Annotated in this window: 18 protein-coding genes; 9 read left to right on the top strand and 9 right to left on the bottom strand. The window is 49.0% G+C overall.

All coding sequences use genetic code 11. The features are described from left to right. The first annotated feature begins 368 nt into the window (after positions 1 to 368). The 3 genes from acs (at position 369) to pgsA (ending at position 4,601) form a co-directional block, all read left to right on the top strand. A complete protein-coding gene (gene acs, locus JMW05_RS05260) occupies positions 369 to 2,336 on the top strand; it encodes an acetate--CoA ligase (protein WP_201504312.1) in 1,968 nt (655 codons plus the stop codon). A gap of 164 nt (positions 2,337 to 2,500) precedes the next feature. Next, complete coding sequence (locus JMW05_RS05255; RefSeq protein ID WP_201504311.1) at positions 2,501 to 3,619, top strand: NAD(P)/FAD-dependent oxidoreductase; 1,119 nt, start codon at positions 2,501 to 2,503, stop codon at positions 3,617 to 3,619. Between the two features lie 313 nt (positions 3,620 to 3,932). Continuing rightward, entirely contained in the window at positions 3,933 to 4,601 is a 669-nt protein-coding gene (pgsA, locus tag JMW05_RS05250; RefSeq protein WP_201504310.1) for a CDP-diacylglycerol--glycerol-3-phosphate 3-phosphatidyltransferase, read from the top strand. Positions 4,602 to 4,797: 196 nt separating this feature from the next. Here pgsA and JMW05_RS05245 read toward each other — a convergent pair whose 3' ends face one another. Together JMW05_RS05245 and JMW05_RS05240 are read right to left on the bottom strand one after the other, a co-directional pair. After that, positions 4,798 to 5,292 carry a pyridoxamine 5'-phosphate oxidase family protein gene (locus JMW05_RS05245; RefSeq protein ID WP_201504309.1) on the bottom strand — a complete coding sequence of 165 codons (495 nt, stop codon included), beginning with the start codon at positions 5,290 to 5,292 and terminating at the stop codon, positions 4,798 to 4,800. Positions 5,293 to 5,447: 155 nt separating this feature from the next. Further along, positions 5,448 to 5,693: a hypothetical protein gene (locus JMW05_RS05240; RefSeq protein ID WP_201504308.1), complete on the bottom strand. Its 246-nt coding sequence runs from the start codon at positions 5,691 to 5,693 to the stop codon at positions 5,448 to 5,450. 34 nt (positions 5,694 to 5,727) lie between these two features. Between JMW05_RS05240 and purL the strand changes: the two genes are divergently transcribed. The 3 genes from purL (at position 5,728) to JMW05_RS05225 (ending at position 13,151) form a co-directional block, all read left to right on the top strand. Continuing rightward, entirely contained in the window at positions 5,728 to 9,717 is a 3,990-nt protein-coding gene (gene purL / locus JMW05_RS05235) for a phosphoribosylformylglycinamidine synthase (RefSeq protein ID WP_201504307.1), read from the top strand. A 143-nt stretch (positions 9,718 to 9,860) separates the two neighbouring features. Further along, a complete protein-coding gene (locus tag JMW05_RS05230) occupies positions 9,861 to 11,147 on the top strand; it encodes a hypothetical protein (RefSeq protein ID WP_201504306.1) in 1,287 nt (428 codons plus the stop codon). A 324-nt stretch (positions 11,148 to 11,471) separates the two neighbouring features. After that, entirely contained in the window at positions 11,472 to 13,151 is a 1,680-nt protein-coding gene (locus JMW05_RS05225; protein ID WP_201504305.1) for a hypothetical protein, read from the top strand. A 269-nt stretch (positions 13,152 to 13,420) separates the two neighbouring features. On the opposite strand, the gene JMW05_RS05220 is transcribed toward JMW05_RS05225, so the two are convergent. From JMW05_RS05220 to JMW05_RS05190, 7 genes are all read right to left on the bottom strand, one after another. Next, positions 13,421 to 14,248 carry an N-acetylmuramoyl-L-alanine amidase gene (locus JMW05_RS05220; protein WP_201504304.1) on the bottom strand — a complete coding sequence of 276 codons (828 nt, stop codon included), beginning with the start codon at positions 14,246 to 14,248 and terminating at the stop codon, positions 13,421 to 13,423. Between the two features lie 57 nt (positions 14,249 to 14,305). Next, positions 14,306 to 14,803 (bottom strand): DUF2247 family protein, encoded by a 498-nt coding sequence (locus tag JMW05_RS05215; RefSeq protein ID WP_201504303.1) that lies wholly within the window; start codon positions 14,801 to 14,803, stop codon positions 14,306 to 14,308. A 55-nt stretch (positions 14,804 to 14,858) separates the two neighbouring features. Beyond that, positions 14,859 to 15,581, bottom strand: coding sequence for an MOSC domain-containing protein (locus tag JMW05_RS05210; protein ID WP_201504302.1), 723 nt, complete (start codon positions 15,579 to 15,581; stop codon positions 14,859 to 14,861). A 212-nt stretch (positions 15,582 to 15,793) separates the two neighbouring features. After that, entirely contained in the window at positions 15,794 to 16,195 is a 402-nt protein-coding gene (rsfS, locus tag JMW05_RS05205) for a ribosome silencing factor (RefSeq protein WP_201504301.1), read from the bottom strand. Between the two features lie 88 nt (positions 16,196 to 16,283). Further along, the gene (locus tag JMW05_RS05200; RefSeq protein ID WP_201504300.1) at positions 16,284 to 17,033 is read right to left on the bottom strand and encodes a nicotinate-nicotinamide nucleotide adenylyltransferase; all 750 of its coding nucleotides are present in this window, start codon (positions 17,031 to 17,033) and stop codon (positions 16,284 to 16,286) included. Between the two features lie 146 nt (positions 17,034 to 17,179). After that, on the bottom strand, positions 17,180 to 19,327 hold the full coding sequence (pta, locus tag JMW05_RS05195) for a phosphate acetyltransferase (protein WP_201504299.1): 2,148 nt from the start codon (positions 19,325 to 19,327) through the stop codon (positions 17,180 to 17,182). 136 nt (positions 19,328 to 19,463) lie between these two features. Beyond that, the gene (locus JMW05_RS05190) at positions 19,464 to 20,684 is read right to left on the bottom strand and encodes an acetate/propionate family kinase (protein ID WP_201504298.1); all 1,221 of its coding nucleotides are present in this window, start codon (positions 20,682 to 20,684) and stop codon (positions 19,464 to 19,466) included. Positions 20,685 to 21,073: 389 nt separating this feature from the next. Between JMW05_RS05190 and lptM the strand changes: the two genes are divergently transcribed. The 3 genes from lptM (at position 21,074) to dapF (ending at position 23,907) form a co-directional block, all read left to right on the top strand. Next, positions 21,074 to 21,337, top strand: coding sequence for an LPS translocon maturation chaperone LptM (lptM, locus tag JMW05_RS12105; RefSeq protein WP_201504297.1), 264 nt, complete (start codon positions 21,074 to 21,076; stop codon positions 21,335 to 21,337). 100 nt (positions 21,338 to 21,437) lie between these two features. Next, complete coding sequence (gene lysA, locus JMW05_RS05180; RefSeq protein ID WP_201504296.1) at positions 21,438 to 22,781, top strand: diaminopimelate decarboxylase; 1,344 nt, start codon at positions 21,438 to 21,440, stop codon at positions 22,779 to 22,781. Between the two features lie 235 nt (positions 22,782 to 23,016). Then, the gene (gene dapF / locus JMW05_RS05175) at positions 23,017 to 23,907 is read left to right on the top strand and encodes a diaminopimelate epimerase (RefSeq protein WP_201504295.1); all 891 of its coding nucleotides are present in this window, start codon (positions 23,017 to 23,019) and stop codon (positions 23,905 to 23,907) included. Positions 23,908 to 23,912: the final 5 nt, after the last annotated feature.

Raw genomic sequence — 23,912 nt, 5'->3', positions numbered from 1 at the left:
TCCAGTGATGATTTTGTCAAAAAATAACGATTATCACGCGCCGTGTACGCGCGCGTCATTTTGTACAATTCCCTATATATAGCAAGTATTTAGGAAAAGTTGGCTAAAAATAATATCAGGCATTACCCGCGCAAGCCCTTGTATTTACTGGTTTTACAGCAATACGAGCGATAAGATAGGATAATTGTATCGCGCCTTGCATCGCCCACGCTTATTTGTCAAACTATAGTTGAGGCACTACTGACCGAGCGATAGCGGGACATAAGGAACGTCCTTATCGCCAAGCCATGTGTCTGCTTTTTTTTGTACGACTCACCGAGGTGCGCGTCATCCGGTATTTATAATGATAATCAAAAAGGAATTTGAACATGACACAAAAGACGTTCGCTGTTACCGAAGCGTTTGCGCAAGCGGCAAACACCACACCCGAAAAATACCAAGAACAGTACGCCAAATCGGTTGGCAGCACTGAAGATAAAGATGCCTTTTGGGGTGAACGCGCCAAGCTGATTGATTGGATAAAAGAACCGACCATCATCAGCAACGTCAGCTACGACTTAGAAGACTTTCGCATCAAGTGGTTTGAAGACGGCGTGCTAAACATCTCCGTCAACTGTCTTGACCGTCACGTCGAAACCCAACCACTAAAACCTGCCATCATCTGGGAGGGTGACCACCCTTCACAGCACAAGATTATCTCCTTTAAAGAGCTGCACGCAGAAGTCTGCCGTTTGGGCAATGCCATGCGTAAACTTGGCATCACCAAAGGCGACCGCGTCACCCTTTATATGCCTATGATACCAGAAGCGATGATTTCTATGCTCGCTTGTGCGCGTATCGGTGCGGTGCATTCGGTGGTCTTTGGCGGTTTTTCAGCTGACAGCCTTGCCAACCGTATCGTGGACAGCCAATCAAAACTGATTATCACCGCTGATGAAGGTTTGCGCGGCGGCAAACGCACGCCCCTTAAAATGAACGTCGACCGTGCGCTGGATGTTGAAGGCACAGACTGCGTACAAAAAGTCATCGTCGTCCACCGCACGGGTACTTCTATCCCCATGAGTGGTCGCCGTGATGCATGGTATCACTCACTGGTCGATGGGCAAAATGAAGTGTGCGAGCCTGAGCCAATGAACGCCGAAGACCCCTTGTTCTTGCTCTACACCTCAGGCTCGACAGGCAAGCCAAAAGGCGTGCTGCACACCACGGGCGGCTATATCACCTATGCGCTCTCGACCTTCCGCGATGTCTTTGATGTCAAAGACAATGACGTCTACTGGTGTACCGCCGATGTCGGCTGGATTACAGGGCATACTTACTCCACCTATGCACCGCTTGCGAACGGTACCACCACCGTGATGTTCGAGGGCGTGCCTGAGTACCCAACATGGGCGCGTGTGGGCAACATCATTGACAAGCATGATGTCAGCATCTTATACACCGCACCGACTGCCATTCGCGCGATGATGAAAGAGGGCGATGCCTTTGTCCGCGAATCTGCGCGTAACAGCCTGCGTCTGCTCGGCAGTGTGGGCGAGCCGATCAACCCTGAAGCGTGGGATTGGTACTACCACGTCGTCGGTAACTCGCGCTGTCCCATCGTCGATACGTGGTGGCAGACCGAGACAGGCGGTATCTTGATGGCACCGATTCCGAATACCGTCGATTTAAAGCCAGGCGCAGCGATGAACCCCATGTACGGCATCCAGCCCAACTTGGTAGATGACAAAGGCGTGATTTTAGATGGCGCAACCGAAGGCAATCTGGTCATCAGTGACAGCTGGCCTGGTCAGATGCGCACCATTTATGGCAACCATCAGCGCTTTTTAGAGACGTATTTTAGTACTTATAAAGGGCATTACTTCACAGGTGATGGCGCGCAGCGTGATGAAGACGGGCACTACTGGATTACAGGACGCGTCGATGACGTGTTGAACGTCTCAGGTCACCGCCTTGGCACCGCCGAGATTGAAAGCGCCTTGGTCGCACACCCTTCAACCGCAGAAGCTGCCATCGTGGGTATGCCGCACCCCATCCGCGGTGAGGGCATCTGTGCCTTTATTATCCTAAAATCAGGCGAGAACGACAGCGAAAACCTACGCGCCGCGCTCAATCGTCATGTGCGTACTGAGATTGGTCCGATTGCGGGTCTGGACGCCATTCATATCGTCGATGCTTTGCCCAAGACGCGCTCAGGCAAAATCATGCGCCGCATCTTGCGCAAGCTTGCCGCAGGTCAAGACGATCAGCTCGGTGATTTGTCCACGCTATCAGACAGTGATGTGGTCGAAACCCTCATTGATGTGGTCAAAAAAGAGCGTGCGCAAAAGGCATAGCGCCGCGTCCCCACCCAAGCGTAAACAAATCGCCAAAACGGTGACAATTTACGCACCATAAACCAATAAAAAGCCATGCATCGTCAGATAGCATGGCTTTTTGTTTTTTGAGTTTTTAAATCATACTTTTATGGCAGCATAAACAAAGAATAAGGGCACAGACCATGACGGATACAGACACCACGCGCATCGCCATTATCGGTGGTGGCTTAACAGGGCTGATTACCGCCGCGTTGCTGGAGCGTGACTGGGCAACCGAAAACAAGCAAAAGCTTGGTATCACCATCTTTGAAAAATCACGCGGCGTTGGGCGCATGGCGACCCGCTACCGCAAACCGCAAACGGACAGCGCAGAAGAGTGGCAATGGGCGATGGGGGTACAAAGTTTTAGTGCCAAATCGGACGACTTTAAACACTTTATTGCGCCCTTTATTGATGCCAATACTTTGGTGCCATGGCAAAGTCGTATCGCGCACATCCAATCAGGACACGCTGAGATACTGGCGGATAGCAGCATCGATACGCCAAAACACCCGTGTTATATTAGCAGCCCAAAAATGACCAGCTGGGGACGCGCCATTGCCGAGCGCTTGACGCATACCGAGATTCAGTTTAAGACGCGCATTGCGCCGTTGACCGACAGCGCTGTAAACCAGCAGGGCAAGACACCGCGCACCGAGCTGTATGACGAGGCGGGCAATAGCGTGGGCATGTTTGACTGGGTCATTTGCACCGCGCCCAATGTGCAGGCGGCAGAATTGTTTGCAGACACAAGCTTTGCGGCAAAAGATAAGATATCAGCACCTACCATGCAGGCATGCTATACCCTGATGCTCGGCTGGCAAGACAAAGCGCATCTGCCAGCACGCCTGCAAGACAAAACACGCCAATGGTCGGTATTGTCCATCGCCGATGGTATTTTGGACAAAATATTTATTGAGCATGACAAGCCTGAGCATGGTCATCTGCTGCCGAGCGTCACCATTCATGCGGACAATGCATGGTCTGAGGCGCATGTGGATGAGGCGCAAGATGTGGTGCGGGCAAGCCTCATTAAAGCGGTGCAAGATGTACTTGGCTGGGATGCCGAGACAGCGCCCACACATATTGATATGCACCGCTGGCGCTATGCGGCAACCACCGACAACCCACTGACGCCCGTGCCGTTAATGGACGTACAAAAGCGCTGGCTAGTGACAGGCGACTGGTGCGGGGCGGGCAGTATTGAGGCTTGCTATCAGATGGCACAAGCGAGTGTCACCCGCGTCATACAGCCATCATAAATGGCTGTTATGCTGGCAGGCATGCGCAATCGGCGATAAGCGGACAAAAAAAAGCCCGCAGAGGAGGAGCTGCGGGCTGAGGAAAGTGTGACACATTGGTTTTGTTGTCCCTTTGCCTTACTTACCATAATGCCGCTAATCGCTGTAAAATCAAGCGCTTGTCATTTTTACTTACAACTTCTGTCGTATCCGCTTGCGAGCACGCTTTATTTTTATTTTAGCGTTTCAACGAATGCCCACAGATGGCATGACGTTCAGATAGAAAAGTGCTAAGCTATTTGCCATTACTACGACCATCATACAATGAGTTACCATGACCGAGCGCTCACGCCCCAGTACCCAAAACGCGCAAAGCATCTTTAATTTGCCGAACAATCTGACCATCGCGCGTATCTTGATGATACCGCTGTTCATTGCGATTGCGTACTGGCCGCCCGCACTCGGTATCGGCATGCCGCTGATTCCTGACAATGTCATCGCCCGCGTGGGTATGAACGAGTTTAGCGACAGTCTGTTGCGTCATGTGCTGCTGACTTTGGTGTTTGTACTCGCGGCAGTGACCGATTGGCTGGACGGTTACTTGGCGCGTAAGATGAACATCACCTCAGCGTTTGGGCGTTTTCTTGATCCTGTCGCCGACAAGTTGATGGTCGCCGCCGCGCTGATTATTTTAGTGCAGTGGCACCCGAACATCATTATGGCGATTGCTGCGATTGTGATTATCTCGCGTGAGATTGCCGTCTCGGCGCTGCGCGAATGGATGGCGGAGCTGGGTAACCGCACCAGTGTGGCGGTGTCGTATGTCGGCAAGCTCAAAACCACCTTTCAGATGATTGCCATTACGGTACTCTTATTAAATTGGGAGTCGCTGGAGCTGGTCGGCTATCTGCTGATGGTCGCAGCGGTGATACTGACGCTATGGTCGATGATGATTTATCTAAAAGCAGCGTGGCCGTATCTGAAGCAAAGCGGTAGTGAATAAAAACCTGTCAATAAATGCCGCTAATAAACAAACAATAAAAAAGCCAATCGCGATAAACGATTGGCTTTTTTTTACGGGTGCGATTTGATTGATAATCAATGATGGCCACAAAAAAAGCCCGCTATCATCGCGGGCTTTTTTATCAGCTGTGCTTGTGCTTTACGCTTAGCTAATGCTTGACGTATTCAGTTATGGTTTAAAACTCAATTGAATAGTTCTCGCCAAGGTTGTCTGCTTTTTTGCCATCTTGTACGGCGGCGGCGGTCATTTTGAACATGTTGACCACTGAGCTACCGCTGAGCCAATATTCTGCACCATGTGGTACGACTTTAATCAGCTGTACATTGGCATCTTCTTTACCTTGTTCAAAAAAGGCGTTGTATACTGGTGACCATAGCTCTTCTAGTTTTGCTTTGTCATCGACCAATTCGGCTTTACCCGTGATAGACACATAGTCTTTGTCATCTTGGCTGACATAGGCAAGGTTGACCTGCGCTTGTTTTTGGATGTCTTTAACCGTTTCGGTGGTTTTGTCACCGATGAACCAAATTTCTTTTGCGCCAAGACTGGTTTCTGAGGTCGTCATTGGGCAGGCGTGTAGATGGTCTTCAAAGGTACGTGTGGTCATCATCGCATATTTAATGTCTTTGATAATGTCCTGAATCTTGTCGATATGTTCTTGTTTATTCATGAAAGATCATCCTTATTTTGCAGTCATTGTTATGTTGTTATTGGTGTCTTAATAAACTGGATACAGCATACCCAGCATTACCGATAGGTTTATATAGTCGCGCAGTAAGACGATGTTATCGTTTGTAAGGTTTACGCGAGTTTGGTAAAAAATGTTCAATAATCCAACGAATCGCGCAAAAGGCGCGCCACAAAAATAGGCAAAACAAACAAACAAATAGCGCGATAAATGCGCAGCTGCCAGCGCCAAAAAAATACGGAAAAAAATAAAAAATAGCGAGCAAAACCACCAGTCCGCCGCCAAAATGTGCCTAAAATCATGCAGTCGCGCGAATTTGTGGCGCTTTGCACCTGTTTCTTGGTGGGCTTCTTGTTATAATGCGCAGACCATTTACTTTGCATGGCAGTGATGCCTTGATCTTACGGATTATGCCTTATGATGACCATCGCCGGACTTCCTTTTCTGACCGATTTTCAGACGCAGCAGCTCATCAGCCAGTTTCAACAAAAAACTGAGCTGAACATCACGCAGATTAGCACGCAGCAAGTGTATGTGTTGCCAACCACCCTCAGCAGTGATGATGAAAAAAAAGCGCTGGATCTGTTGGGACTTGCTGAAAAGGGCAGTATCAGTACGCCTGCCGACAACGAGCGTCAAGTCATCGTCAGCCCGCGTTTTGGTACGATTTCTCCGTGGGCGAGTAAAGCGACCGATATTTTTAATAACTGCGAGATTGACGTCAGCCGCATCGAGCGCGTGATTGTCTATACACTGAGCACCGAAGCGGGCAGCAGCTTGCCAAGTCAACTGCCTGCCGCCGCCGAACAGCTGCTCTTTGACCGCATGACCCAAAGCCTTATGTACGATTTGGACGCGACCAGCAAACTGTTCGACGACCATGCGCCTGCGCCGCTAAACCACGTTGACGTGATGGGCGAAGGTCGTAGCGCATTGGAGTCTGCAAACACTCAGTTTGGCTTTGCACTGTCTGGCGAAGACATCGACTATCTGATGAATGCTTATGTTAATGAATTGAAGCGCAATCCAACAGACGTTGAGCTGATGATGTTCGCGCAAGCCAACTCAGAGCATTGCCGTCATAAAATCTTTAATGCCCAGTGGACAATCGATGGCGAAGTACAGCCAAAATCATTGTTCCAAATGATCAAAAACACCCACCAGAAAAATCCGCAAGGCATCTTGTCCGCCTATAAAGACAACGCGGCGGTGATGGAGGGCGCAGAAGGCTTGCGTTTTTATCCACTACCGACTGACTTTACTGACGTGAACGCCACGCATCAGTATGGCTTTCATCAAGAAAACATCGATATCTTGATGAAGGTTGAGACGCACAACCACCCAACCGCAATCGCCCCGTATGCAGGTGCAGCGACAGGCTCGGGCGGTGAGATTCGTGACGAAGGCGCGACAGGTCGCGGCGGTAAGCCAAAAGCAGGCATGGCAGGCTTCCACGTCTCGCATCTGCACATCCCAGAGCTGCCAGAAAAATGGGAGCAATCAGGCGCGGTCAATACCAAAGACTACGGCAAGCCTGAGCGTATGGCGAGCAGCCTTGAGATTATGACCGAAGCGCCACTGGGTAGCGCCAACTTCTCAAATGAATTTGGTCGTCCGAACCTATGCGGCTATTTCCGCAGCTTCCAACTCGACACCTCAGCGGCAAAAGACGGCAGCGAAATGCGCGGCTATCATAAGCCTATTATGCTGGCAGGTGGCTACGGCAACATCAAGCGCAACCTGATTGAAAAGAACGCCATTGCCGAAGGTGATCTACTCATCGTACTTGGCGGTCCAGCGATGCAAATCGGTTTGGGCGGCGGCGCGGCGTCATCGGTAGACAGTGGTGAGCTGGATGAAGGTCTGGACTTTGCCTCTGTACAGCGTGACAACGCTGAGATGGAGCGTCGCTGTCAAGAAGTCATCGATCGCTGCTGGGCACTGGCTGGCGCGGACAAAGACGGCAACGACAATGCGGACAATAACCCCATCGTCTCTATCCATGACGTGGGCGCGGGCGGTCTGTCAAACGCCATGCCTGAGCTGGTCAACGACCACGAAATGGGCGCACACCTAAACTTGCGTAAAGTGCCGTCACTTGAGGCGGGCATGTCACCAATGGCCATCTGGTCAAACGAAGCGCAAGAGCGTTACGTCTTGGCGATTCGCCCTCAAAGCCGTGAGCAGTTCGACGCTATCTGTGCGCGTGAGCGCTGCCCGTACGCCATCTTGGGCGAGGCGACCGAAGTACGTCAGCTGATCGTTGATGACGCATTGTTGCCAGAGCAGCCTGTCGATATGCCGATGCAAGTGTTGCTCGGCGGCACACCGAAGATGCAGCGCAGCTTTAGCCGCGAAGAGAGCAGCCATCCTGCGCTTGATCTATCAAATGTCGATATCAAAACCGCCGTCACTGACGTATTGCGTCACCCAACTGTCGCCAGCAAGTCTTTCTTAATCAGCATTGGCGACCGCTCAATCACAGGTATGGTAGTGCGCGATCAGTATGTCGGTCGCTATCAAGTGCCTGTTGCGGACTGCGCGGTAACTGCATCAGCGCTGCTTGGTCTAGACGGTCAGCCAATGACAGGTGAAGCGATGAGCGTGGGCGAGCGTACACCTGTTGCCCTAATCAGCCCAAAAGCCTCGGCACGCCTCGCGGTCGGTGAAGCCATCACCAACATCGCAGGCGCGTCTATCCGCCAGCTGTCTGACATCACCATGTCGGCAAACTGGATGGCAGCCTGTGGCGATGATGCTGAGGACGCGGCACTGTTTGACGCGGTACACGCCATCGGCGAAGAGCTGTGCCCAGCACTTGGCATCGCCATTCCTGTCGGTAAAGACTCGCTATCCATGCGTGCCAACTGGAGCGATGACGCGGGTGACAAATCGGTCGTCTCACCGATGAGTCTTGTTATCACCGCCTTTGCTCCTGTCAGTGACGTGAGCCGCACGCTCACGCCTGAGCTGGTCAACGGTGACAGCGCGCTATACCGCCTTGATTTATCAAAAGGTCAGCTGCGCCTTGGCGGCTCAATACTCGCGCAAACCATGAGCCAGCTTGGTAACGACTGCCCAGACTTGGCGGACGCAAGCGACCTTGTGAACTTCTTTAACTTTATCCAAGCGGGTAATGCACAAGGCGTTATCAGCGCCTATCACGACATCGGTGATGGTGGCTTGCTGGCAAGTGTCGCCGAAATGCAATTCACCAGCCGTCAGGGCATCAAACTGTCATTGACTGATGATAACTTGCTCGGTCAGCTGTTCAGTGAAGAGCTGGGCGCGGTCATTCAGGTCTTGCCTGAAAATATTGACGCTGTGACCGCCCTTGCGGATAAGCACAACGTCACCGATATGCTGAGCCTCATCGGTCACAGCTGTGAAGGTGACCGCCTGATCATCGAGACGCCAACGCATCAAGGCGACGCCGCGCTAGACTTTGCGCGCAGTGAGCTACAGCAAGCGTGGACGCAGGTCAGCTACGAGATTGCCCGCCGCCGTGACAACCCAGAGAGCGTGCAGCAAGAGTTTGACCTAATCGGTGATATGAGCCATCAAGGTCTGATTGCCGCGCCGAACTTTGAGCTGGATAAAGCCATCGAAGCGCCGTACCTCAACAGCCGCACCAGCCGTCCAAAGGTCGCCATCTTGCGCGAGCAGGGCGTCAACGGTCAGCTAGAGATGGCAGCAGGCTTTACCCAAGCGGGCTTTGAAGCCGTCGATGTACACATGAGCGACCTACTCAAAGGACGCGTCAACCTACGCGACTTTGATGGCTTGGTCGCCTGTGGTGGCTTTAGTTACGGTGACGTGCTGGGCGCAGGCTCAGGCTGGGCGAACTCTATCCTGTTCCATGACGAGCTGCGCATGCAATTTGTGCGCTTCTTTGCCCGTCCTGAAACCTTTAGCCTTGGCGTGTGTAATGGCTGTCAGATGATGTCGCAGTTAAAAGACCTCATTCCTGGCGCGGACAACTTCCCACGCTTTATTGCTAATAAGTCAGCGCGCTTTGAAGGGCGTACGGTCAACGTCAAGATTGAGCGCACCAAGTCTATCTTGCTCAAAGGCATGCAAGACAGCATCCTACCGATTGCGGTCGCGCATGGTGAAGGCTACGCCACGCTAAACGCCACCGACATCGACGGTATGGAAAAACACGGTCAGCTGGCGATGCGCTATGTGGACAGCCAAGGTCGCCCAACCGAGACCTACCCGCTGAACCCGAACGGCTCTATCGGCGGGGTCACAGGTCTGTGTAGCACCGACGGTCGCGTGACCATCATGATGCCGCACCCTGAGCGTAACCTACGCGCCTACAACCACAGCTGGAAACCACAAGAGTGGGACAACGACGGCGCGTGGATGCGTATGTTCCGCAATGCGCGTGCATGGCTGCGCTAAGCTAAGCGTATACAGTGATTGAGTAATAAAAAAAGGTGGGCGTAATGCTCACCTTTTTTTGTGTTTAGAGCTAATATATGTCTTTGATTTCGATTTTAATAAAAAATTGATTCTAATCTCTAAATTCTTAAAAAGGATGCCATATGTCAGAAGAATTTGGTAGCTTCTTGAATAGACTTCGTCCTCTATCTCATCATGTGAATAATGAACTTAAAGAAACCTTATTTAATAATGAGGCTTATAAAGATAACCGCTCTAGTTTTCTTGAAAAAAGTATAGTTTCTTGGTCAAACTCTTATATAAAATACCTATTACTATTAGTTTTATTATGTCTTACGATAAGTGCAAATACATATTGTTGGGTGAGCTATATACCAGCAAATATTGAGATTAAAAAAGACTCTAGTTTATTAGGCGTATTATTAACTAGTCAAATTACCATTGTAGGTCTAATTTATCCTTTAGTAATCTCACTTGTTAGTATCTTATTTCAAGATAAAGCAGGTAAAAAAGTTATTTTTTCTCTATACCAAAAATATTCTGGTTTTATGTTTGCTGGTTTAAGTGGTTTATCATTAGCTATCATCCTCACATTTAGCTTGATTTTTAATGCAAATTTAACAAATAAATTAAGTTTTATATTAAATATAACTTTAACGTTTTGGTTTATTTTCAACCTATTTCTAACAGTTTGGTTTTTCATTAAAACATTAAGTATTTTAGATGAAAATAAAAAAGATGAGTTTATTTTTCGATTTGTAACAAATGAAGTTTGTAAAACTGATTTAAAACAACGGATACGCAGTGTATATCTTAAAGGGTTATTTCAATATAAGCTCCTAAGTAACAGTAATGATGATGTGTTGACAGTGTCAAGTGGTTTAATATTTGATAAATATGATAAAGAGATTAATTATGTGGCTGGTAAATATAAAGATTTGCTTAATGTTTCATTATGGAAGATAAATTTAGCGATATGGTTGCAATCTAATATCTTAAAGAAATCTATAGATGTAAATAATATTAAATCAAGCAAGTGTAAATTTCATGTTTGTATACCTGAGTTCACAAGTGGAGATAAAGATGTAATTCTGGTAAAATATTCAGGATTTAATATAAATATTCTAGTATCGTTTTTAATAAAAAATTCTGTGAGATATCAGAAAAAAAGTAATAAAACAGATATTGGATTGTCGTCTGCTTTAGAGGTGTTTACTAGTCCTATTTACACTACATTGAATAATAATGATGAAAATCAGTTTGTTGAGTCATTAGATAGACTAGCAAGGTATCATATACAGCTATCTGAGGTTTTATCTTTTCAAAACCTTGACGGGAAGTATGACAATTGGCTGTTACTAAATGAAGGCGCTTGGGGTTTTTCGTATTTTGCAAATTTTATGAGAGCATATTATACTGTGTTAAAGTAAACTGTTGATAAAATTCCGAGTAATACACAATATTTCTATCATAGCTTAAGTTTTTACCGAAAAATATTTTTCGAACAAAAATATATAACTCAGTCTGAAGCTGAGACCGTCCTCAGAAATACGTTATATCTCTGGGTTGCTCTTCTAAAGTGGAAAAAATTATCTGATAAAGCTGATGTAGCATTTAGTGATGGTTTTGAAGATTCTATAAATAATTTTGTATCAATCTGGGAAGAATGGAAAAATACTTATATTAGATTTAAATATAAGGAAGTCGATCAATCCTATATAATATTATTCGAGCACTTAAAGTATACAGCTGAAATGGTAGTTGAATCATTAGAGTTCGATAATGACTATGCATTAAGCTGGTCTACCGATATGTTGATTCATTGGAAGGATACAACCTTAGATATACAGACTTATGAGGAAGAATACTTATGGCATTCAGAAGTTATTGATATTGAAATGTTATCCAAAAATGATTTCGACTTATGGTTTAAGATTAGAAAAGGAGGAGACGAAAACGTAGATTCAACCATCAGCATAGCTATGAAAAATGCCTATGTTGACGTAAGGTTTTTAACAGTATGTTCTATATTAGCTAACAGCGATGATATTCCAAGAGTCAAAACTTATATTGATGCATTGCTAGAAGAAAAGAGACTCTATCCTACTGGTACTATTGATACTCAAGTTAAAAGTATTAATCAGGCTAGTCAATTGCTAGGTATTTACATTAGATACAAAAACTTTAATTTTAGTGGTATAGACGGTGAATTTAGTTGGCAGAAAAAACTACTTGAAAATTATAGCCGTAAATTTAGTCAGAAAATGGTTTCTGGTAGGATGTACGCAGGATGGTATAATGTAAGTATAGATAATGAGTTTGTTCAACTAATTGTTTCTTACTCATCAAGTAAATGGAGGCTATCAAAACGCTGGTTAGATATTTTAGAATCAAATATTTATAGCTTTTCAAACAGGGTAGATATTATTCGTGATTTTAGATCTTTGATTGATATTGCTAAAAAAACATCTGAATACAAGTTGCTATATTCTGAAAAAATAACTCAGGAAATAGAGATTTATCGTGAAAATTTTATAGAATCAATGGAAGATTTGATTAATAAGATTGAGAATATCAATAATTATCATATTGTAAATTCTAATATCGATCAAGAAATTATTTTTGAAATAGCTGAATTGGCATCTAATAGTTTCTTAGAAGATAAAGCGAAGTTTCCAATTAATATGTTCAACACAATAGAAAGAGATAAAAGTGAATTAATTATTACTAATGAGATATATGCAATAGATTTTGAGAAATTTTATATCATGAGTGATGATAGGCCTTTAGTTAATAATTTAGTTGAAGGTTGCGGCCAAGGAGTAGCAAGTAGTCTAAGAACTATCGTATTAAGAAAAATAGTTACTAATAATCCAACAAGCTATAAGTCATTTGACTCTTTAGATAATATGTTATTCTTCATTTTAAACAAGATTGAAATATCTGATGCTGTTCTTCTATGTCACCAAAGTATATCTGATTTAATATTTTATTTATTAAATGGAGATGAAGAAAATCTTAAAAAACTACAAATTACTAAAGAATATTCAGAAGAGTATTTCTGTAAAATTGGTGGTTGTGAGGTTTATGATAATAGTTTCAATATTTCAGATTCATGTATCCTCACAACGAAAGAAAGGTTTGAAGCCCTAATCATCGAAGATTTTGAAGATAATAATATCGTCGATATTAGTTTTAGTGAGAATGAACAAGATAGAACAAAGGGAAGTTTGTCATTTGATTATAAATTAGATATTGAAGCTGATAAATCCAAACCATTTATTAGACTAAGTTTAGTTCCAGAAAGTATCGAGAGTGATGAAGAAGCGGTTGAAGAGCATATGGATGCTGTGATTCAGGAGGAGTTGTACGAAAATAAAGTAACATCTAATATGAATAGGTTTTTAAAGTTTCTCTTAGCTTATCGAAAATAGGTTGCCTACGGTGGATTAGTAAGCGTAGTCCAACATAAGTATATTCGTCAAAAAATTTCCTTTAAAGGAAGTTTTTACTGATCAACTCATGAATCTTAGCACTTTACTTTAATACGCCCGCCTTATAAGCAGAAAGCGATTTACTTTCTGCTCCTTTTCTTGATCTTACTTAGCCTTTGCTTTCAGATACTTTTGCAGCTCGTCTTGCTCCTATTTTTGAACATTATCTATAGTTATGTCTCCTGATTGCACGCTTAGTAAAAACCACCTCAACCCCCATACTTCCTATTCAACGCCTGCAATATCGCATACGTCTCCGCATCCATCTCCCCTGTAGGCTGCTCTGGGCGAAAGTGCAGCTGAAAGGCGTAGATGACATCGCGGCTGGCTTTGTCCCACGTGTCGGTGTCGTTCATCGGGTAGCCATAGTCCCGAAAGGCTTGTTTGATTTCCTGCACGCTCGGCGCGACCAAGGTACGCCGATTTAAAAACTCTGCCTTGTCCGCCTCGTCATACCACGCGCCGATGCCGTACTCTTGATACAGACGCTGCCATGGGAACTGTGCGCCAGGGTCGATTTTGCGTGAGGGTGCCATATCCGAGTGGGCAATGATGTGCGTGGGGTCGATGCGGTAGCGGGTGGCGAGGTCGTTAACCAGCTGGGCGACTTTTCTGATTTGTAGCGCATCAAAGGGGACAAAATGCGCGTACGGGTGATAGCCTTTTTGTCCGCGATATTCGGGCGCGATGCCGTCATTGACGATTTCGATGCCGATGGACGTATCGTTGAGCACGCTGCGCCCCGCAAAACTGCCAGCCCCCGCGTGCCAAGCGCGCTCGCTGTCGGGCACGAGCTGATAGATGCGCGCATCGGGTTTTTTGAGGATCAGATAGTGCGCACTGACGCGCGCTTCGGTCAGGATGCGTAGCGACTCGGCATCGTTTTCGGCGGTGTAGTGCAGGACGATAAACTGGATGCGCTCGTTTTTGCCTGTGGCTTGGTAGCTGGTGCTGTCGATGCTATAGCGCGGCGCGGGTGTGGTGCAGCCGATCAGGGTCAGCGTAAAACCAAGTGCTAAAAAGATATTTTTTACCATGACATGCTCGGATTTTAGGAATGGCATCTTGCCAAGGGGTAGTTTAGATTGAAAATTTTATTCTATTAAATGTCTATGCGTATCTAGATATTCCTTCCAGTTATGCAAGATATTGTCATAGCCTAGCTTTTCAGTATCATAATGAGCAGGCATATAACTTATGAAACTTTCCATATCTTCAGGATAATCGAAATCGGCATAGATTTTATTGATGCTATCGTAATCAGCACTACTATCTGTTCTATTTTCATAGAGCCAAGATAAGATAATATATCTCCATTTATTTCGTACTGATTTAGGCTCACAGGTCGTTTCACAAAGCGTTGAACTTAGAAGTCCAATATCAGTGTCTACATAAAAACTGTCTGATAGAAGATTAAGCGCTAGTTCCAGCAGTCTCTCATCATTGGGATATTTGTTTAATGACATATCGACAATTTCACCCAAATCTTTTAGATAAATAAGCTTATGCTGGATAGAATAGTTGACTTCATGCGCAGATAATACAATATTGTTTTCCTTTAAAAAGTAACAAGGAATAGTTGTATCATTCATTATTTGACCTTATTGCTGACTCTTGTATATCTATCAAGTAAAATCCTATCTAAACTCACTTAATTTTTTTTCTTAACACCTTTTTCCAGCTCTCCTCCAAACACTCAATTGCAAGCCACGGCTCGATGACCTCAGGCGCGTGCTTTTCCTTGCTATTGGTCAGTTGCCACAAGGCGGCTAGCGTGGCAAACGGATAGGGACGCTCGACCAGATATACAGGGACATCAGCGGTCAATGTGCCTTCTTGAATCACTTCATAATACCAGCCTGAGATGCCTTGTTTGTTTATCCATACGGCGATGTTGGGCACGCTATCACCGTTGCCGATTTTGTCATTGATTTTGTAGCAGGGTCGGCGCGGCTGCACCACACGCAGGCGTACGGCATCGGCTGGCGCGTTACCGTATTGATAGATATCGCCAATACAGACGTTGCGTTCATCAAGCGCGGGCATGTCGCCTATCGGCATGGTGGTCAGGTTTTCGCCCAAGCTGCCGATTTCTACGTTTACATCAAACTGCGCATTGATGCGCGCATAGGTGGCGGTGGGCATTTCGTGCACGGCTTGTAGCACGCCGCCGTGGTGTTTGCGGTCGGCTTGTTCATCAGTGATGAGTCCCATAGCATTGACGGCGACGGGTGCGCTGACGGGTGCTTTATTAATGGCGCTCAGCTCGCCACGGGTAAAGGGCACGGCTTTGCCTGCGCGCACACAGGTGAGCATAGCGATGGGCTGGGATAAGTCGCGGGCGATGGCGGTCGGGTGCAGGCTTGGCATGGGTAATCCTTGGCATAAAACACAAATAGGCGCGGCGTTTGTGCGCTCAGACAAGCGCAAAAAGCAGCATGCCTGATGATAGCAAGTGATTAAACATTTATCTAATATTATCTGCGGCGGTGTTGGTATTGCCAAATGAGAGGCATAAAAAAAACCCGCCGTAACAGCGGGTCTTTTTATGCTTCAGCCAGCATTCACTGGCAGCGGATGGCTTAGTTGCGGCGACCTGCTTTTTTCTCACGTGGGGTCGCGACCAGCTCCGCAAGGCTCTCAGGCGATGACCACAGACCTTCTAGGTCGTAGAACTCGCGTGCTTGCGGCATCATCATGTGCACGACGACCGCGCCTAAATCAATCAGCGTCCAGTCAGAGTCGCTGCCGCCTTCGCGACCTAGTGGCATAAAGCCTGCTTTTTTGGCTTCAGCGCCGAGGCTGTCGGCAAGGGCGCGGACGTGACGCTTTGAGGTACCGTCAGCGATGACGATGCGCTCCATCACGTCGGTTAGGTTTTCGACATTGAGCACGGTGATGTTTTTGGCTTTCATGTCTTCTAGAGTTTCGGTCACTAACGCTAAGCATTCATTCAAACGGGCTTCGGTCATGGTGTTGGTCATAAATATCTGTCTCTTTTGGTATCAATAATCAATAATCGAATACGGTGAGCGCGCCATCAGCGGTATGCGAGGCTGCAATGCTTTGATTTTAACGGAATTTGCCCGCAGAATATAGCTGATGCTCAATAATATATCGATAAACACGACGATGCAGGGTATCAGGCACTCGGTCAGGCGCTGGCTCTGCACCATTTAGGGCATCGCGAATGTCGGTGCTGGCGATGGCAGGTATCGGACGCGGGTCGATATAAATTGCCCCTTTGCCCGCTTGCCACGGGGTCAGTAGCGAGGACACTTCAGGCACGACGCGCGCTTGCAAGTCAGATGGCAGTTGCTCGGCGAGCACTTTTGGGTCGATGCTGGTGCCGCGATTGCTGTCTGTGTTGTGGTAGCGGTTAAATATCCATAAGTGTACATGGTCGGTCAACCCTAGGCCCTCGCGCCATTTATCGAGTGTGCGCGCGCTGTCCATGCCCATAATAAATATCAGGCAGTCGTGCGGGAATCGCTCGCGCAGGGTGCGTACGCTGTCGATGCTATAGACAGGCGGCGTCTGCCACAGCTCAAGCTCGCTGACGTCAATCGTCGTGCCCATGATAGCTTGGCGTATCATCGCCAGACGGTGGCTCGGTGCGGTGCTCTCATCTTTAAACGGTGAGCGTGCATTGGGCAACAAAGAGACGGAGACCGTTTGCTGCGGGGCGTGCCAGCGCTGCAAGGTGCCATACACCGCTTGCGCCATCTGGATGTGTCCTTGATGAATGGGGTCAAACGAGCCGCCCAGATAAGCGCGGATAGCAGGGGGGCACAGTAGAGGTGCAGCAGCGGGGACGGACATAAGACGTATCACTTGTGGGTTGGTATTTGGGAGCTGGCGAACCGATGCGCATGGGTCAGCCGCCCCATATCATAGCAAATTTGTCGTTAGCGGTTTGAGCGATGGCGAACGGCTGAGTCAAGCGCGCCGCGACCGCTCATAGGCGCTTAGATGGCGTCACTCTCAGCTTGGATGGCGGTCAGTGCGATGGTATAGATGATGTCATCCACCAGCGCGCCGCGTGAGAGGTCATTGACAGGCTTGTTGAGACCTTGGAGCATGGGACCGACGCTCACCACATTGGCGCTGCGCTGTACTGCTTTATAGGTGGTGTTGCCTGTGTTGAGGTCAGGGAAGATAAACACGTTGGCTTGTCCTGCCACGGGCGAGTCGGGGGCTTTTTGTTTGCCCACGCTCATGACCGAGGCGGCGTCATACTGTAGCGGACCGTCAATCACCAGCTCAGGGGCGCGCTCGCGTACGATGCGCGTGGCCTCAGCCACCTTGTCCACATCCGCGCCCGCACCTGACGCGCCCGTTGAGTAGCTGATCATCGCCACTTTGGGGTCGATACCAAAGGCGGTCGCTGATTGTGCCGATTGAATGGCAATCTCGGCCAGCTCCTCAGCGCTTGGGTCGGGGTTAATCGCGCAGTCGCCGTACACCACCACCTGTTCAGGCAGCAGCATAAAAAAGACAGAAGACACCAAGGAGTATTGCGGCGCGGTCTTAATCAGCTGAAAGGCAGGGCGCACGGTGTTTGCCGTCGTATGTACCGCGCCCGAGACGAGACCATCGACTTCGCCAAGCTGAAGCATGATGGTGCCCAAAAATACCGTATCGCGCAGCTGCTCAGCCGCCACAGGCTCGCTGGTCTTGCCACGGCGGCGCTCGACCACCGCTTGGATATATTTGGGCATATCCACATCATCAGGGTCGATGATTTCTAAGCCCTCAGGCAAGGTCAAATCACGATTTTTAATCACTTGCTCAACGTCCGCACGCTTGGCGAGCAGCACGCAGTTGGCGATGCCGCGACTTTGGCAAATACAAGCCGCCTCGACGGTACGCGGCTCGTCGCCTTCGGGCAGTACGATGCGTTTTTTGGCGTGTTGGGCTTTTTTGACTAGCTGATGGCGGAAGGCTGATGGCGATAGGCGCGGCTGATAGCTGTGGCTAAAATAGTCTTTAATCCACTGCAAATCAATGTGCGCTGCCACATAGCGGGTCACTTCTTGCGCGCGTTCGATATCATCGCTTGGTATCTCAGCGCTGATGTTCAGCAGGTTTTGTACCGTCTCAAAGCTGTCGGTCTCTACCTGCATGATGGGAATGCCCGTTTTGAGCGCCGATTGCCACAGCTCAGTGACGGTCGAGTTGGGCGCGATGCCGCCCGTCAGCACCAAGCCTGCCAGCGGAATGCCGTTGATACAAGCGAGCGCCGCCGCGAGCAACAAGTCATCGCGGTCGCCAGGCACCACGATTAAGGTATTGCGTTTAAACACCGCATCGACGCGAGCGACGGAGCGCGCGGTTAGGCTGATATGATTGACACGCCGCGACTTGGCTTCGCCGACATTGATCCACGTTGCGCCAAGCTCCATCGCCACATCCCACGTACGCGGCACAGACAGCGACTTGCTAAAGGGCACAACGCCGATTAAACGAAATTGCTCGGTATAAAAATACGGCGACTGCTTTTGTACGGCGCGGATAAAGCTGTCATCCAAACTCACCATCGCCTCACCAGGGGCAACAGGTTGGGTCTCAAAGGTGTTCGGCACGTCATGCACGCGCATCAAAATACAGCCCAAAGTGCGGTCGCTGGCGATACTGCCAAAATCGCGCGCATGCACGTCGAGCTTGTCCGCCAGCTGCTCAGGGTGCTGCATATCGACCGTGCTGACAAAGATGACCTTAGCATCGAGCGCATGGGCGAGGGCGCGGTTAATCTGCGAGGCGTAAGAGGCTTCGGTGGTCGGCACCAAGCCTTCACAAATCACCACGTCATACTCGTCGCCGAGGCTGTGGTAGTTGACGACCACCTCTTCCATCAAATCATCGACATTGCCATCACCAATCATGCGCTCAACGTGGTGGCGGTTGATGGATTTTGGCGGTTTAAGACCAAAGGCGTGCATGATCAGCGTGCTGGAGCTGTCGAGGCTGTTTTGACGGTCTAACGTATCTTCTTGCAAAAACGGCTTCATAAATCCCGCTTTGATACCATTGTAGTCAAAGGCGCGAATCAGCCCGAGCGCTGCTGAGGTCACCCCAATACCGCGACTGATGGGAACAAGTAAAATGGTCTGCATGACGGCTCCTAGACAGGTGGCAAAAATGCACCTGATGGCATAAATGTAAGTGACTGGCGTTGATTATTGGCGTTAATCATGGGCATGGATGGCAAGTGCCGAGCAGATAGCACGGCTCAGCACTCACCAAAGAGTGCTAGGCTTTGTCGGTTGTATCGATACCGAGCGCCGCACGCGTCTCTTGTGCGATACGGTACTCTTCATCGGTCGGTATCACCCACAGCTCAATGGCGCTATCGGCGTTGTGAAAGCTGCCCTCGGCGCCGCGTATTAAGGTGTCGTTTTTGTCATTATCCACCTTGATACCAAAGTGGCGCATCACCGCTAAGATACGCGCGCGTGTGTCGGCGGCATTTTCTCCGATACCGCCCGTAAATACAATACCTGTAAAGGTCGGTAGCGCACAGCTGAGCGCTGCCAAGTATTTACCCGCATGGTAGCAAAACATTTCAATGGCAAGCTTAGCATCAGAGTGACCATCGGCGGCGGCCTGCTCAATCATACGCATGTCATTGGACAGCCCTGAGATGCCGAACAGCCCGCTTTGGTTGTTCAGCATATCGTTGATTTCTTCAAGGCTCATGTTTAGCGTGCGCTTTAAGTGAATGTGCAAGCTTGGATCCACATCGCCGCTGCGCGTGCCCATCATCAAGCCTTCAAGTGGCGTCAGACCCATGCTGGTGTCCAGACTCTCACCGTCATACACCGCAGCTGCCGAGCAGCCATTGCCCAAATGCGCGGTCAACCAGCCGTGCTTGCCTGTCTTATCCGTAAGCGTGCTTGCGCGGTCAGAGACATAGGCGTGCGAGGTACCATGAAAGCCATAACGGCGGATACGGTGCTCATCGTACAGCGCCTTTGGAATCGGATAGCGGTACGCCACAGGCGGCATGCTTTGGTGAAAGGCGGTATCAAAAACCACGGCTTGCGGCATGTCAGGATAAATCGCCTCGACCGCTTCCACCCCCAAGGCATTGGCGGGGTTGTGCAGCGGTGCTAAGATTTTTAAGCGTTTGATTTCCGCAAGGACATGCGGGGTCACGCGCTCGGCGGCTGAGAACTCACGCCCACCATGTACCACGCGATGCCCGACCGCGACAAAACGGTATTGCTCCAATAAGCCCAAAATCTTTTGTAATGCCAACTGATGCTGACCGCCAGGGATGCTGATCTCTTGCGTCTCGCCTTCAAGGTTTTTGTGTTTGATGCGCGCGGTGTCGAGACCGAGGTTTTCAGCCAGTCCTGTGATGCGCGTGCGGTTGTCGGCGCTAATCAGCGCATACTTAATAGAAGACGATCCGCAGTTGAGTACCAAGGTTGGGTCAATTAAATCGCTTGCAGCAGGGCGGTCAGTCATAATAGGTCCTTATAAAATGAGGGGCGCTTGCGTAAAAGTGCGACGCAGCAGGCATGCGGCAGTGTCCAGCTTGGCATAAACGCAGGCTGCAAACGCTGTAAATCACTATAAGGGGGCATTCGCGCACCCGTCAAGTAACAAAACGCTACCGCACCTGTCATCATCAGCGCCTCATATGACGCGTAACAAAATTGTTGTTTAATCCGTGCAATCTGCGCAAAGCATTATCGATTAATGCTATGATAAAACGCCTATGCTGAGCGCCTTATCACGGCGCTATTATTGTACCAAAGCGTCCAGCTTTTGGCTTATTGTCTGCTAAAATAGTGTGGCCGTAATATGACGGCTCTTGGCAGTGCGCTTGATCGTTTATGTAAGGGTGTGTGGTTATGTCGGGTTCTTTCTTGTTGGCGGATAAGCCTTATACCGCGCTGCTGGCGCGCCTTATCGCTGTGGTCGTTTTGGGCAGCACCTTTGTGCTGGCGGGCTGCGGACAAAAGGGCGACTTGTATTTGCCAGAGGGCAATGCCAGTGACGAGGGGCAGCAGATGATTGACAGCGGTAGCGCGCCGCAAGACGACGCCTTTGATCGCGTGGGTGACGATACGATGGACGACTTGCCAGAGGCGAGCGCCGACCCCAACGATTATTAATGCGTTGGCTGCCTTATTGAATGGCTGGCGAAGCGCCGTCTGTTTATACGTCCTTTTGAGTGTTTAATTTTGAATTTTTGTTTGAATTAGAGATATTGTTATGAGTAATTGTGAATCTGCCACCGTGAGCACCCAAACTGAGGCAGGACTGTACATCGACCCCGCCGCCTTGAGCGCGCAGCTGCCAGCACTCAGCTATCAAGACGACGCGTTACAGATGGAGTCGGTGAGTATCAAAGCGTTGGCACAGACTTATGGCACGCCATGCTACGTGTATTCAAAGCAAGCCATCTTGGACGTCTACAACGCGTACAGCACAGCGTTTTCAACCATTGAGCATCAGATTTGCTACGCGGTAAAAGCCAATTCTAACCTTGCGGTTTTGAGCGTATTGGCGAAAGCAGGCGCAGGGTTTGACATTGTCTCACGCGGTGAGCTGATGCGCGTTTTGGCAGCAGGCGGTCAGGCGTCACGTGTGGTGTTTTCAGGCGTGGGCAAAACCCCAGCCGACATCGAATATGCGCTGAGTCAAGGCATCGGCTGCTTTAACGTTGAGTCGATTAGTGAGCTGTCTATCATCAATGAAGTGGCGCAAACGCTGGATAAAAAAGCGCCGATTTCACTGCGTGTCAATCCTGATGTCGATGCCAACACCCATCCGTACATCTCAACAGGGCTAAAAGACAACAAATTCGGCATCGCACATGATAAAGCAATTGCCGTCTACGAAGGCGCCGCGCAAATGTCGCACATTGATATTCTTGGCATTGATTGCCATATCGGTTCACAGCTGACGCAGGTTGAGCCATTTGTCGCGGCATTAGACAAATTGATTGAGCTGATTGAGCAGCTGCGTGACAAGGGCATTATGCTCAAGCATATCGATTTGGGTGGCGGCTTGGGCGTGCGCTACATTGATGAGCAGCCTGTCAGTATCAAAGATTTTGCTGATGCCCTGTTGCCAAAACTACAAAAATTGGGCTTGAGCGTGTTTTTTGAGCCGGGTCGCAGTATGGTGGCGAATGCGGGCATCTTGATTACCGAAGTCAATATCTTAAAGCCCACCGAGCATAAGAACTTTGCCATTGTGGATGCGGCGATGAACGATTTGATTCGCCCCGCACTTTATCAAGCCGAAATGGGCGTGATTCCAAGCACCCTGCCTGCCAACGGCATGGATACTGAGGGCACACAGGCGTGGGACATCGTCGGCGCGATTTGTGAGACGGGTGACTTTTTGGCAAAAAATCGTGTGTTGTCATTACAAGTGGGTGACCTGCTTGCGGTGACAGGCGCTGGCGCGTATGGCTTTAATATGAGCAGCAACTACAATACCCGCCCGCGTACCGCAGAAGTCATGGTGTCAGGCGAGCAGCATCAGCTGATTAAGCCGCGCGAGACCATCGAGGCACTCTACAGCGATGAGCGTTTGTGGCAAGGCTGATTGCCTGCGGGTGCTGCGCTTACCGCACGCACGCGCAGCCCTTGCTATAATAAGTCATCATAACAAAACAGCGCGGATACTTGTCGTTTGACGCCGTCCCATTGTTGTTGCAACGATGGGATTTTTATCGCTGGACGTTAGAATTGGGGCGGTGTGTACTGCGGCGTGCATTATCATTGCAACATACAGCATGCTACCATTATACAGACATAAAAATAGAATAGGACGCACGGATATGTTAATAGAGTTTACTAAGATGCACGGGCTGGGCAATGACTTTATGGTCATTGATCTGGTAACGCAGCGCCTTGAGCTGACCACCGAATTGGTGCAGCTGCTTGGCGATCGTCATTTGGGCATCGGTTTTGACCAACTGCTGGTGGTCGAGCCGCCCATGCGCCCTGATGTGGATTTTAGCTACCGCATTTTTAATACCGATGGCAGCGAAGTCGAGCAGTGCGGCAATGGCGCACGCTGTTTTGCCCGTTTTGTGCAAGCGCGCAAACTGTCATTTAAGCAGCGTATCCGTGTAGAGACCGCAAGTGGGGTGATTACCTTGAGCACCGACCGTTATGGGTGGGTCGAGGTGGATATGGGCAAGCCAAAATTTGAGCCGTCTGAGATTCCGTTTACCCCAAAAGCCATCACCAAAATCCAAAACGCCTATCATCTGGATGTGGCGGGCAAGCCCGTGCAGCTGTATGTCGCCAATATGGGCAACCCCCACGCCATCATCCGCGTAGACAATGTGCTTGATGCTGACGTCGAGACACTGGGGCGCGCGATTGAGTCGCACCCTGCATTCCCTGACAAGGTCAATGTCGGCTTTATGCAGGTCATGAACCAGCGTCATATCCGTCTGCGGGTGTATGAGCGCGGCGTGGGCGAAACCCAAGCCTGTGGTACAGGTGCGTGTGCGGCAGTCGCGACAGGCGTGCGTGAAGGCTGGCTCGATGAAGGCGCAGAAGTGCGCGCTCAGCTGTACGGCGGCAGTTTGGTTATCCGCTGGCAGCCAGGCTACTCGGTGATGATGACAGGGCCGACAGCCTTTGTATACGAAGGGGTGTTCAGTCCCGATGGTCTGATGGCGCAGGCAGGTATGAAGCCGACGCCCAGCGCCTCGTAACGGCA

The sequence above is a fragment of the Psychrobacter aestuarii genome (assembly GCF_904846035.1).
Lineage (GTDB): Bacteria > Pseudomonadota > Gammaproteobacteria > Pseudomonadales > Moraxellaceae > Psychrobacter > Psychrobacter aestuarii.
Note: the sequence above shows the minus strand (reverse complement) of the source record. Positions and strands in the feature narration are given on the sequence as shown.

Bases quoted from the DNA above. Each gene is read 5' to 3' on its own strand.
- acs (WP_201504312.1), top strand. From the start codon at position 369: ATGACACAAAAGACGTTCGCTGTTACCGAAGCGTTTGCGCAAGCGGCA.
- JMW05_RS05255 (WP_201504311.1), top strand. From the start codon at position 2,501: ATGACGGATACAGACACCACGCGCATCGCCATTATCGGTGGTGGCTTA.
- pgsA (WP_201504310.1), top strand. From the start codon at position 3,933: ATGACCGAGCGCTCACGCCCCAGTACCCAAAACGCGCAAAGCATCTTT.
- JMW05_RS05245 (WP_201504309.1), bottom strand. From the start codon at position 5,292: ATGAATAAACAAGAACATATCGACAAGATTCAGGACATTATCAAAGAC.
- JMW05_RS05240 (WP_201504308.1), bottom strand. From the start codon at position 5,693: ATGCAAAGTAAATGGTCTGCGCATTATAACAAGAAGCCCACCAAGAAA.
- purL (WP_201504307.1), top strand. From the start codon at position 5,728: ATGATGACCATCGCCGGACTTCCTTTTCTGACCGATTTTCAGACGCAG.
- JMW05_RS05230 (WP_201504306.1), top strand. From the start codon at position 9,861: ATGTCAGAAGAATTTGGTAGCTTCTTGAATAGACTTCGTCCTCTATCT.
- JMW05_RS05225 (WP_201504305.1), top strand. From the start codon at position 11,472: ATGGTAGTTGAATCATTAGAGTTCGATAATGACTATGCATTAAGCTGG.
- JMW05_RS05220 (WP_201504304.1), bottom strand. From the start codon at position 14,248: ATGGTAAAAAATATCTTTTTAGCACTTGGTTTTACGCTGACCCTGATC.
- JMW05_RS05215 (WP_201504303.1), bottom strand. From the start codon at position 14,803: ATGAATGATACAACTATTCCTTGTTACTTTTTAAAGGAAAACAATATT.
- JMW05_RS05210 (WP_201504302.1), bottom strand. From the start codon at position 15,581: ATGCCAAGCCTGCACCCGACCGCCATCGCCCGCGACTTATCCCAGCCC.
- rsfS (WP_201504301.1), bottom strand. From the start codon at position 16,195: ATGACCAACACCATGACCGAAGCCCGTTTGAATGAATGCTTAGCGTTA.
- JMW05_RS05200 (WP_201504300.1), bottom strand. From the start codon at position 17,033: ATGTCCGTCCCCGCTGCTGCACCTCTACTGTGCCCCCCTGCTATCCGC.
- pta (WP_201504299.1), bottom strand. From the start codon at position 19,327: ATGCAGACCATTTTACTTGTTCCCATCAGTCGCGGTATTGGGGTGACC.
- JMW05_RS05190 (WP_201504298.1), bottom strand. From the start codon at position 20,684: ATGACTGACCGCCCTGCTGCAAGCGATTTAATTGACCCAACCTTGGTA.
- lptM (WP_201504297.1), top strand. From the start codon at position 21,074: ATGTCGGGTTCTTTCTTGTTGGCGGATAAGCCTTATACCGCGCTGCTG.
- lysA (WP_201504296.1), top strand. From the start codon at position 21,438: ATGAGTAATTGTGAATCTGCCACCGTGAGCACCCAAACTGAGGCAGGA.
- dapF (WP_201504295.1), top strand. From the start codon at position 23,017: ATGTTAATAGAGTTTACTAAGATGCACGGGCTGGGCAATGACTTTATG.